The following is an 11,539-nucleotide window of genomic DNA, read 5'->3' as shown; positions in this document are numbered from 1 at the left end:
TTAATTTGAAATATTGAGATATAAAAAGAAGAAAACGGCTTTGAAAACTTTGTTGTATGAAACAAAAAAACGCTTCCGAATGGAAGCGTTCATTATCTGAATTCTGATCTTAATTATAAAGAAGCAGAGTGGATTAACATATCTGTTAACTTGTTAGAGTAACCAGTTTCATTGTCATACCAAGAAACTAATTTTACGAATGTTGGAGATAACATGATACCAGCATCTTTATCGAATACTGAAGTTCTCTTTTCTCCTACGAAATCCTGAGATACAACAGCATCTTCAGTATAACCAAGGATTCCTTTTAATTCACCTTCAGCAGCAGCTTTAATAGTAGCACAGATTTCGTCGTAAGTTGTAGCTTTATCTAATCTTACAGTTAAATCTACTACAGAAACGTCAGCAGTTGGTACTCTGAAAGACATACCTGTAAGTTTTCCGTTAAGAGAAGGAATAACTTTACCTACGGCCTTAGCAGCACCAGTAGAAGAAGGGATAATGTTGTTCAGTGCAGAACGTCCACCTCTCCAGTCTTTCATTGAAGGACCATCAACAGTTTTCTGAGTAGCAGTAGCCGCATGTACCGTAGTCATTAGACCTTCAGCGATACCAAAGTTATCGTGGATAACTTTAGCTAAAGGAGCTAAACAGTTAGTTGTACAAGATGCGTTTGATAAGATTTTGATATCATCGGTTAGTTCGTTGTGGTTAACACCCATTACGAACATTGGAGTATCATCTTTTGGAGGTGCAGAAAGAATTACTTTTTTAGCACCAGCGTTAATGTGAGCTTGTGCACTTTCTTTAGTTAAGAATAAACCAGTAGATTCTACGATATATTCAGCCCCAACTTCATTCCACTTAAGGTTGTTAGGATCTTTTTCAGCAGTTACACGAATTCTGTTTCCGTTTACAACAAGGTCGTTGCCTTCTACAGAAATCTCTCCTTTAAATTGCCCGTGTACAGAGTCGTACTTTAACATGTAAGCCATGTACTCTGCATCGATAAGGTCGTTGATACCAACTACCTCAATATTGTCTCTTTCAGTCATTGCTTTGAACACAAGACGTCCGATTCTACCAAATCCGTTGATACCTACTTTGATTTTTGACATTTTAAAATAAATTTAATTGATTAGTAAATAATTTATATGGCAAGGATTTCGGCGATTTTCATTAAATCGCCATTCATTTCATTATGTTTTCTGATGGCTTCCTCTATAGGAGTATAAACCAGTTCGTTGGCTCTTATACCAGCCATTACATTGGTGTGCCCCTGCATAAGTCCTACTACAGCACCATATCCTAAGCGGCTTGCAAGAACTCTGTCAGCACAGCTTGGAGAACCACCTCTTTGGATGTGTCCTAAAGTTGATACTCTGATGTCGAATTCCGGAAATTCATCTTTTGTTTTCTGGGCAAGATCATATATGTTACCCAGTTTTTCTCCTTCAGCAACAACTACAATACTTGAAGACTTTCCTGTTCCTTCAGCTTTTCTGAAGTTTTCAAACAGGTCTTCAATCTTATCTTCTCTTTCAGGAATCAGAATGTCTATAGCTCCGGTAGCAATACCACTATTTAGCGCTATAAAACCAGCATCACGTCCCATTACTTCTACAAAAAATACTCTATTATGAGAAGTTGCGGTATCTCTGATCTTATCTATAGCTTCCATTGCAGTGTTTAGTGCAGTGTCATATCCTATAGTATTATCGGTACCGAAGATATCATTATCAATGGTTCCTGGTACACCGATTACTTTTATCCCAAATTCTTCACAAAAGATTTTTGCTCCGGTAAAAGTACCGTCGCCACCGATACAAACCAATCCGTCGATACCAGCTTTTTGACATTGTTCAAAAGCTCTTTGTCTTCCTTCCTTAGTTTTAAATTCCAGAGAACGGGCAGATTTTAAAATAGTACCGCCCTGGTTGATGATATTTTTTACGGAACGGGCACCCATTTTGGTAAGGTTGCCTTCCATTAAGCCTGAATAGCCTTCACGGATTCCGAAACATTCTAAATGATAATAATTAGCAGTTCTGACTACAGCACGAATAGCTGCGTTCATTCCCGGAGAATCACCTCCGGAAGTCAATACTCCGATTTTTTTAACCTGTGATTCAGTCATAAAAAAATATATAATGCGAATTTACGGATAAAAAAGGAATTTTTTTACACATTCCTTTGTCTATTTTGATGATTGTTTCGGTAAATATAGTGAAACTTAATTTATATACAAAAATATAAAAGTTTGGGTTTTGTATTGTCTATATGGCATTTTTGGGGATTTATTTTTTACTAAAATGCATAAAATTGGTAAAAAACAAGAATATATGAAAATTGGGATATTGTTTTTTACGCCATTATTTCAGGGGTTTGAATTTTACTAAAACGTTTTCGTAAAAAGTTAACGTAATGTTAATATTGGGGTTCGAATTTATTTAGATTGCGTTTAAAATTAACAAACTAATTAACCTAAAATTAACGAATTATGAGAATTCACCCAATGGTGCCTTCAAATTATCTGAAGGTTGCTATCGCCTTTTTTCTCTCTACTTCAGGAGTTCATATGGCCGTGGCTCAGCAAACTCCTAATCGAAAAGAAAGTGCTAAAAAGTCAGACACTACTACTAAATCTAAGACCATAGATGAGGTAGTTGTCGTCGGATATGGAAAGCAAAAAAAGACTAATTTAACTACCGCAGTTTCTACAATTGATAGTAAAATGTTAGAAGACCGACCGTCACCAACAGTTGCTAATATGATACAAGGTGCTGCGCCAGGATTGACGGTAACCAGGACGTCAGGAAAAGTTGGAGGACAAGGATTGAACTTGCAGATTCGAGGTGTTACCTCTGCTAGTGGTAATGTCAGTCCATTATATGTAATAGATGGTGTTGTCAGCTCAGAATCAACCTTTGTTTCTCTAAATCCGGATGATATTGATAATATCAGTGTGTTGAAGGATGGGGGGGCAACAGCTATCTATGGTGCACAATCAGCTGGCGGTGTAATAGTGGTTACAACAAAAAGAGGGAAAAGCGGGAAAGCAAGAATTTCTTTTTCGAGTAATACAGGGTTCCAAAAACCGATGAATCTTCCCAAGCGTTTAACGCTAATAGAAGAAATGGAGTACATGAATCTTGCAAGAAAAAATGCAGGATTGGCACCAGAGTATAAAGATGATGATCTTGATTATGCTCGTAGGGGAATAGAGTTTGTTCTAGATCCTACAAATAACTTGTGGAGAACATATAATCAGCAAGACTTTATAAAAGCTACGCTAAGAGATGTTTATACATTGACAAACAATAATATACAAATTTCCGGAGGAAATGAGAAAGTTACCTATATGGCTTCCATTGGTAATATGCAACAAAATGGAATTTTTAAAGTAGGTGAAGATTTATTTTCCAGATGGAATGCAAGAATTAATGTTTCTGCTAAAGTTAATGATTATCTTAAATTTGATATCAGCAGTGCTTATACATCCCAAGCTACGGATAATCCACAAGATGGAGGTAATGGACTAGAAGGTGGTGGAAATAGTATTTTTAGACAAATGTATAATTCAAGATTAAGATTTCCTATTTTTAATCCTGACGGAAGTTATTATATCAGTGGTACCTCATCTTATTTTGGATATGCTTTACTTAAAGATGGAGGATTTAATAGAGACAGAAAAGAAAATTTCTTTAATAACATTACTGCCACTATTACGAATTTAGCTAAAGGTTTAGATTTTAAATTGGTATATGGTAGAGAAACTACAGATCAGGAAAATAAGAACTTTAGAAGAACACTTTCTTATTATGCAGGACCAACAGCCAATTCTATAAAAAAACTAAATGACCCTAATAATTATTCCGTTACTAATTATAAAACAGTTACTGAAAACTTTCAGGGTATGGTCGATTATGATTTGAAATTACAAGGAGGTCATAATTTCCACCTATTAGGAGGTTACCAATTACAGAAATATAGATATAGCTATTTACAAGGAAGTACCAAAAATTTATTTGTTAATGATAATCCAAGTTTAGGATTTACATCTGATGCTGCGAATAAGTCTAATGCGGAGGGTGTAAACTCGGATATTATGCAATCTTATTTTGGTAGATTTAATTATAACTATAAAGAAAAATATTTATTTGAAGCTACCATAAGAAGTGATGAAAGTTCAAGATTAACAGATGGAGATCGAATCAAAATTTTCCCTTCATTTTCATTGGGTTGGAATATAGCAAAAGAATCATGGTTTGATAAAATTTCTGGAAATATATTGAATGAATTTAAACCAAGGGTATCTTGGGCAAAAGTAGGTTCTAATGTTGGTATAGGTTATTATGATTATATATCGCAATTATCTACAGGAACAAGTTTGGTTTTAGGAAATGGTAGACAAACTTATGTGTATCAAAATAGTCTTCCGGCATTATTATTAGGCTGGGAAACCGTTGAGACAAGAAATTTAGGAGTCGATTTTTCATTATTCAATCGTAAATTAACTGGTTCTTTTGATTATTATAATAAATATAATAATAACATGCTAGTACCTGTAAGTTTACCTGCAACAATTGGTATTAGTACTCCAAAACAAAATGCAGGAAGACTGAAAGTATGGGGATGGGAAGCGACTGTAAGCTATAAAGATAAAATAGGAAAAGATTTTGGGTACAGTATTACAGCAAATGTATCCGATAGTCAGAATAAATTACTTTGGTATGGGGGCACAAGCAATTCAATTAATGCAGGTGTAAATTCTTTGGTAGAAGGATATGCACTGAATTCTGTTTGGGGATATAAAACAGATGGATACTTTCAAAACCAAGGAGATGTAGATAAGGCTCCTAGTTATAAGAAGCTATTGAACAAAGCTGGTGTACCAGGAATTGGAGATGTTCGTTATGTGGATATTGATGGAAATGGTGAGATTAGTCCAGGAAAAGGAACTGTATCTGATCATGGAGATTTAGTATACTTAGGAGATACTAACCCAAGATATCAGTTTGGGTTTAATGTTGCCCTGAATTATAAGAATGTAGACTTTAGTTTCTTTATCCAGGGAATCGCTAAACGTAGATTTAAGCCAGGTAATGAGTTAATGCAGCCTGCGATTCAACCTTGGAATTTACCAATGACATTCCAAATGGACTACTGGACACCTGATAATCCTAATGCCGCTTTCCCTAGACCTTATTTATCCGGAGATCATAATTATGTGAATTCTGATAAATGGTTTATCAATGGTGCTTATGCAAGACTAAAAAATGTTCAATTAGGTTATTCTTTATCTAAAGAGGCTTTAAAGAATATGCCAATCTCTCGTATGCGAATTTATATTTCCGGTGAAGATTTATTAACATTTTCCAAACTGGGAGTCTTTAAAGGAACTATAGATCCAGAACAACCACAAGGAGTTGTTGGAGGTTACCCTTTTGCTCAAACAGTTTCTCTAGGTGTAAATATTGACTTTTAATTAGAAAAAAATGAAAAAAAATATTATATATATAAGTTTATTGACATTACCATTATTGACTTCGGTGGTTTCATGTAATACAGATAGATTTCCTGAAACATCAGTTTCAGATGGTAATTTTTGGAATTCAGCATCTGATGTACGACTTGCCGCAAATTATTTTTATACAACTTTACCAGGGCTTGCGGAGACTAATGATAACTGGTCTGCGGATGCATATCCTAATAATAATGCTAATAACATAAGTGATGGGTCAAGAGTTGCTCCCACGAGCAGTAGTGATTATAGCTATTATGGTATTTTTCAGGCAAATAATTTAATAGAAAAAGCTCCTAAAGTAATTGCCAAAGGTGCTGATGCTACAGTGGTTAATCAATATGTTGGAGAAGCTCGTTTTTTCAGAGCATGGTATTATTTTGAAATGTTTAAAAGATTTGGAGGAGTTCCTCTTATTACTAAGACCATGCAGATTGATGATCCCGATGTATTTAAACCCCGTGCAACAAGAGATGAAGTTTTAGATCTCATTTATAGCGACCTGGACTATGCAATAAGCGTTCTTAGAACACCAGATCAGCTAAATACGGCGGGCGAATATGGTAGGATTTCGAATACCGCTGCTTTAGCATTCAAGGCAAGAATTGCATTATTTGAAGGTACAAGAAGTAAATATCATGGCTATGGAACACCCGCAAAACACTTGAATATAGCGAAGGAATGTGCTGAAAAGGTTATGAACTCCGGACAGCATGCCTTGTTTAGTACTCCAACGGTTGGTACTAATGGACAGCAGCTAAATGACGCATATTATAATCTTTTTCAGGAAAAAGGAGATGGAAGAGCTAATAAAGAAAATATTATAGTACGTATTTATGGAGTAGATGCAAATAATAATGTAGTTTCTCATCTTACACAACGTATTTATGAAGGGAGTTATATTGTTCCAACGAATAATTTTGTAAGTAGATATTTGATGGCAGACGGACTGCCAATTACTAAATCTCCTTTATATAAAACACCAGATGCAACTATGACACATGCAGATTTCTTTAAGAAAAGAGATCCTAGGATGTCATTTACTCTTTTCAAAAGAGGTGATGAATTTATTGCGACATCTGATTATACAACTCCAAACCCAACATATCAAAGAAGTGGTTATGGCATTAGAAAATATGCTAATAAAAATGATTGGACATATCAACGATCATTCATAGACCGTCCAATATTGCGTTATGCAGAAGTACTGTTGACTTATGCAGAAGCATTATATGAGATTAATGGTACTATTTCAGATTCCGATTTAGATAAGACAGTGAACCTGCTTCGCGCAAGGTTGCCACAAATTAATATCGGTACAGATGCTGCTCCTAACTATGTTTCTATGGCGAAATTAAATAATGCTTTTGTAACGGCTAATGGATTAGATATGAGAGAAGAAATCAGAAGAGAGAGAAGGATAGAATTAGCTTATGAAGGGTTTAGTTATTGGGACTTAATCAGATGGAAAACAGCAGAAACAGAATTACCTCAAACATTATATGGTAGTTATTTGTTTACTGAATATATTACGACAGGAGGGTGGGATACATCTACTATAGTAGATTCGAGCAAGTATATTATACTGCAGCCTGCTACTTCAAGAAAATTTGATCCTAAGAAAGATTATTTGTGGCCTTTGCCAACGGTTGAAATTGCTAAGAATCCTAAAATTGAACAAAACCCAGGTTGGTAACTATAACAAAACCGCTTCAAAAGAAGCGGTTTTTATTTTTGATGTATTTATTGAGTTATAGGTTTCTTCATAACTTCATCTAAAAGAGCAGCAAGTTCTTTTACCTTTTCGGGGTGCTTTGCTGCAATATTTATTTTTTCTTCCTCATCTGTTCGGAGATCATAAAGCTGAGGCTGGGGATTGTTACCTAATTCGGTTTCCGTTTCTTTTAGATACGAACTTCTGTTATTAGGTTTAATATACTTCCAGGAGTCTTTAATAATGGCAATTCCATATGCATCTTCTATCAGATATGGTCTGTTTTCTTTGCTTTTTCCTAATAACTGATTTAGCATATTGAAACTATCAAAAGCCTGTCCTTGTTTTAAGTTTTGTTTATTCAGAGATGCAAAAGATGCAAACAAATCAATTTGACTGATTAGTGTATTGGTTTCTCCTTTTTTTATTTTTTTAGGATAATTTACAATAAAAGGAATTCGGGTTCCACCTTCGAATATGCTATACTTACCACCTCTAAGGTTTCCTGCCGGACGATGGTTGCCTAAGAGTTGCTTTGCCTGATCATTATATCCATCATCTATTACAGGGCCGTTGTCACTACTGAAAACAATAAGTGTATTATCTCTGATGCCTAAACTATCTAATGTTTTAATGACCTGGCCTACGCAATAATCCAATTCCAGAATAACATCACCACGTGGTCCCATTCCGCTTTTTCCTGCAAACTTTTTATTTGGGGTTCTGGGCACATGGATATTCGGAGTAGCATAGTACAGAAAGAAGGGTTCATCTTTGTGCTCGGTAATAAATTTACTGGCCTTGTCTGCGAAATGCTCATTCATACTGTAGTCATCCCATATTGCAGATTTTCCTCCGGACATGTAACCAATACGTCCGATTCCGTTTATAACGGAATTGTTGTGCCCGTTAGAAGAAGTCATCTCCAATAATTCCGGATGTTCTTTATATGTCGGTATGTTAGCATTTGGAATTGGGCCTTTGTAATTAACCGTAATAGGATCGGCAGGATCCAGATTCTCTACCTGATGTCCATCTATATACACACATGGTACACGATCCTGAGTAGCAGCCATAATATAAGAATAATTAAAGCCCAGTTCTAAAGGTCCCGGTTTTAATGTTCCGTTCCAGTTCGGTCCTTCTTTGCCGCCTATCCCAAGATGCCATTTGCCAATAACTCCTGTAGCATATCCGGAATCTCTGAAAAGATCGGCTAATGTATAAGTATCCTCGTTAATAATAAGGGAAGCATCACCATTGGCCACTCCAGTATCATTCCTGCGCCAGGAATATGTTCCTGTAAGAAGTGAATAGCGCGATGGTGTGCAGGTAGCATTTGTTGCATAAGCATTGGTAAACTTTAACCCATTACTTGCAAGAGCATCAATATTGGGAGTGTTAATAGATTTTGCTCCGTATGAACGGAGATCTCCATAACCCAGGTCGTCCGTATAAATAATAAGGACATTTGGTTTTTTGCTTTTCTGGGCATTAATATTGGCTATTGCCAATAAACCCAAAAGCACAGTTAAGATTTTATTCATGGTTAATTAGTTTTAGTTTTTTATTTGGTTTCAAGATCTTTTACCAATCTGAAACCTGTGTGTACCATGCCTGTGTCTTCTGAATAAGGCATTCTTGCAGAAACCCGATAGCTGGCGCAGTACGAATCATTACAAAGGAAGCTCCCGCCACGTACCACTCTTTTGTTAGCAAAAGGTTCGGAGGGGTAATAAGGTTTCGATGGTCCTGCAGGGTTTTTGGTTATTTGATTTCCTTGCAAAGACTGATAGTAATTTTCACTAAACCAATCTGAGCATATTTCCCAAACATTCCCGGCCATATCGTAAAGACCATAAGCATTTGGAGCATATGATCCAACCGGTGCAGTATAGTAATAACCATCTTTTTCGGTGTTCTTTATAGGGAATGTTCCTGTCCAGTAATTGGCTTTTTGAGAACTACTGCTTATATGTTCATCTCCCCACGGATAAATTTTGTTATCTAAACCACCACGTGCAGCCCATTCCCATTCAGCCTCAGTAGGGAGGCGCTTTCCGATCCATTTTGCATAGGCAACAGCATCATAGTAAGAAACATGTACAACCGGATGATTCTCTTTACCTTTTATATTGCTTCCCGGACCAAGTGGATGCTGCCAGTCAGCTCCTTTTACCCAACGCCACCATTGCGAGTAATCTTCTAATCCGTTTACCGTCTCAGGAGAAGCAAAAACCATAGATCCAGGCATTAAATCCTCATCTGAAGGTTTAGGAGTATCAGGTGGTAGTTCTTTTTTCAATGCTTCCCAGTCGACAGGTTTTTCGGCTGTAGTCATGTAGCCTGTGGCAATTATAAATTTTTCGAATTCAGCATTGGTTACTTCATGTGTATCCATATAAAAGGACTTTACCGAAACTTTATGCTGAGGTGCCTCCCAGTTACGAGACCATTCATCACCATTAGAACCCATTATAAAAATACCGGCAGGAATTAAAGCCATTTTGTTCGTTACGTCTGCAGAACTTTTCTCTTTTAATGAAATTGTTGTAGCAGGTGAGTTTGCTTTTTTTTGTGAAGTAATTTGCCGGGCTTTGCTACCGGAAACTTCGCAGCAGGAAAGCTTTGTAGTCTTTGTTTGTCCGTTTGCAATACCGGGATATGTAACTCCTGTCAAGCTTATGCAGATACAGATTAGCCGTTGAATAGAGGTCATGGTTTTTTTTCAAAAATAGCAAATATTCTATTAAATCTTGTTTTCCTACTTATCCACATTTTCCGGTTGTACATACTAAACTACAGTTAAAAGTGTTATTTTAGTAAAGAAATTTAAGTATGAAGAAAGGAATGCTCATCTTTTGGGGACTGTATCTTTTATTTTTTTGTATACCATTTCCCATTATTATCTACATGGCAACTGATGAATCATCAGATACTTATATGCCGGAAAGTTCACTGTTTTGGTCATGGTTCTGGTTAGGATTATCAGTTCTTATTTGGGGATATATTCTCTGGTTTTTTATTAATCAATCTTTAATACAGCCTGTAAAAGATAAGAAAGTGATACAGGATATTGCTAAAAACGGCATTGAAAGAAAAGCTAATATTACAAGTCAGGTTATACTGAAAAATGAAACATTAAAAAACCAGCAATTATTGCAGCTAAATCTTCGATTTAATAATCTCAATAATTATCCTATTGAAGACAGTCACTTTTTTGTGGATATTAAGCCGGAAGAAAACAGATTTGCAAAAGGTAAAGAAATAGATATTCTGCTGAACAGAAATGTAGAGCATACACCTTATTTTATTCTGAAAGGACAACAAACAAAATATAACAACAGCGGTATGCTGTATAGGCTGTTGGGATTTGTCTTATTGTTGGCTTATGTTGTGGGATTGTATATTTATTTTTACGATCGGGATTCGAAAGGGCATGAATGGCAATTTCTTACTTTCATGCATCCGATTATTTTTACCGGTTTTATGATTTTACTTTTCGTTGCTGTCTATCAGTTTTTGCTCAAGCCTCTGATGTTTGGGAAAAAATGGGAACAAAAATTATTGTATGCCGGCAAAATGGTTTCTGCAGAAATAAGAAATGTAAGACAAACCGGACTTCTGGTGAACGATCAGCCGGAAGTAAGATTCGATGTTTCTTATGCAAATGAGAAAGGGGTTGTTTATCAGGCTTTTTATAAAAAGGTTGTACAACTGATTGATATACCGGCACTGCGTAGGGAAGGCTATATTGATATTATGTATAGTGATGAAAAACCTGAAAAAATTGTAATTCCAAATATATTTAATCATTAGATTGTTCCACAGATTGATATAACTCACATAAAGTTATTATATTTGTGCAATGCAAAAAGATTCCGGGCAATATAAAAAGCTTGTAGCAGGGATTATCGTTGGCATATACGCCTTCGTAGTTTTCTTTGCGGGATTTTTGCATACCCACAAAGCAGATGTTACGTTTGGTACAGGAACTAAAGTGAAAATGGAAAAATCTTTCCAGCCAAATGTTAATGACTGTCTTTCCTGTCATCTTATGGGAAGCCATCAGATTTATGAATCTTTTGACTTTTCATTAGAGTTATTCAGCTCTCAGATTTTTGCGGAACAAATTTATTTCTATCAGCAAAAATTCTTCTTAGAAGCAAAAACCTATTTTTCTTTACGGGGACCTCCGTTTGTTTAGCGTATACAGCGGTTTGTATTCTTACAGTCGCATAAAGTAGAAACGTTGAATTGTGTATTGGTAAGATGTATTCATGTCGTAGCGTATGAATATG

8 protein-coding genes are annotated in these 11,539 nt (G+C 35.9%); 4 read left to right on the top strand and 4 right to left on the bottom strand.

Annotated features, from left to right (window positions below; translation table 11 throughout):
• Positions 1 to 113 precede the first annotated feature (113 nt).
• Together gap and pfkA are read right to left on the bottom strand one after the other, a co-directional pair.
• Positions 114 to 1,118 carry a type I glyceraldehyde-3-phosphate dehydrogenase gene (gene gap / locus AYC65_RS13905; protein ID WP_009087903.1) on the bottom strand — a complete coding sequence of 335 codons (1,005 nt, stop codon included), beginning with the start codon at positions 1,116 to 1,118 and terminating at the stop codon, positions 114 to 116.
• Positions 1,119 to 1,150: 32 nt separating this feature from the next.
• The gene (pfkA, locus tag AYC65_RS13900) at positions 1,151 to 2,137 is read right to left on the bottom strand and encodes a 6-phosphofructokinase (protein WP_034868640.1); all 987 of its coding nucleotides are present in this window, start codon (positions 2,135 to 2,137) and stop codon (positions 1,151 to 1,153) included.
• 363 nt (positions 2,138 to 2,500) lie between these two features.
• Between pfkA and AYC65_RS13895 the strand changes: the two genes are divergently transcribed.
• Positions 2,501 to 5,488, top strand: coding sequence for a SusC/RagA family TonB-linked outer membrane protein (locus AYC65_RS13895; RefSeq protein WP_034868643.1), 2,988 nt, complete (start codon positions 2,501 to 2,503; stop codon positions 5,486 to 5,488).
• Between the two features lie 10 nt (positions 5,489 to 5,498).
• Positions 5,499 to 7,220, top strand: a complete 1,722-nt coding sequence (locus tag AYC65_RS13890; protein ID WP_034868645.1) for a RagB/SusD family nutrient uptake outer membrane protein — start codon at positions 5,499 to 5,501, stop codon at positions 7,218 to 7,220.
• A 47-nt stretch (positions 7,221 to 7,267) separates the two neighbouring features.
• Here the strand turns inward: AYC65_RS13890 and AYC65_RS13885 are convergent, their stop codons facing one another.
• Both AYC65_RS13885 and AYC65_RS13880 read right to left on the bottom strand, forming a co-directional pair.
• Positions 7,268 to 8,785 (bottom strand): sulfatase family protein, encoded by a 1,518-nt coding sequence (locus AYC65_RS13885; protein WP_034868648.1) that lies wholly within the window; start codon positions 8,783 to 8,785, stop codon positions 7,268 to 7,270.
• Between the two features lie 20 nt (positions 8,786 to 8,805).
• A complete protein-coding gene (locus tag AYC65_RS13880) occupies positions 8,806 to 9,957 on the bottom strand; it encodes a formylglycine-generating enzyme family protein (RefSeq protein ID WP_034868651.1) in 1,152 nt (383 codons plus the stop codon).
• A 119-nt stretch (positions 9,958 to 10,076) separates the two neighbouring features.
• Between AYC65_RS13880 and AYC65_RS13875 the strand changes: the two genes are divergently transcribed.
• Together AYC65_RS13875 and AYC65_RS13870 are read left to right on the top strand one after the other, a co-directional pair.
• Complete coding sequence (locus AYC65_RS13875) at positions 10,077 to 11,057, top strand: hypothetical protein (protein WP_034868654.1); 981 nt, start codon at positions 10,077 to 10,079, stop codon at positions 11,055 to 11,057.
• A 49-nt stretch (positions 11,058 to 11,106) separates the two neighbouring features.
• On the top strand, positions 11,107 to 11,445 hold the full coding sequence (locus AYC65_RS13870; protein ID WP_024568565.1) for a hypothetical protein: 339 nt from the start codon (positions 11,107 to 11,109) through the stop codon (positions 11,443 to 11,445).
• Positions 11,446 to 11,539: the final 94 nt, after the last annotated feature.

Origin of the sequence: Elizabethkingia bruuniana (genome assembly GCF_002024805.1) — a bacterium.
Classification (GTDB): domain Bacteria; phylum Bacteroidota; class Bacteroidia; order Flavobacteriales; family Weeksellaceae; genus Elizabethkingia; species Elizabethkingia bruuniana.
Note: the sequence above shows the minus strand (reverse complement) of the source record. Positions and strands in the feature narration are given on the sequence as shown.

Excerpts from the sequence above, each read along its gene's own strand:
- AYC65_RS13880 (WP_034868651.1), bottom strand. The coding sequence starts at position 9,957 with ATGACCTCTATTCAACGGCTAATCTGTATCTGCATAAGCTTGACAGGA.
- AYC65_RS13895 (WP_034868643.1), top strand. The coding sequence starts at position 2,501 with ATGAGAATTCACCCAATGGTGCCTTCAAATTATCTGAAGGTTGCTATC.
- AYC65_RS13875 (WP_034868654.1), top strand. The coding sequence starts at position 10,077 with ATGAAGAAAGGAATGCTCATCTTTTGGGGACTGTATCTTTTATTTTTT.
- pfkA (WP_034868640.1), bottom strand. The coding sequence starts at position 2,137 with ATGACTGAATCACAGGTTAAAAAAATCGGAGTATTGACTTCCGGAGGT.
- gap (WP_009087903.1), bottom strand. The coding sequence starts at position 1,118 with ATGTCAAAAATCAAAGTAGGTATCAACGGATTTGGTAGAATCGGACGT.
- AYC65_RS13870 (WP_024568565.1), top strand. The coding sequence starts at position 11,107 with ATGCAAAAAGATTCCGGGCAATATAAAAAGCTTGTAGCAGGGATTATC.
- AYC65_RS13885 (WP_034868648.1), bottom strand. The coding sequence starts at position 8,785 with ATGAATAAAATCTTAACTGTGCTTTTGGGTTTATTGGCAATAGCCAAT.
- AYC65_RS13890 (WP_034868645.1), top strand. The coding sequence starts at position 5,499 with ATGAAAAAAAATATTATATATATAAGTTTATTGACATTACCATTATTG.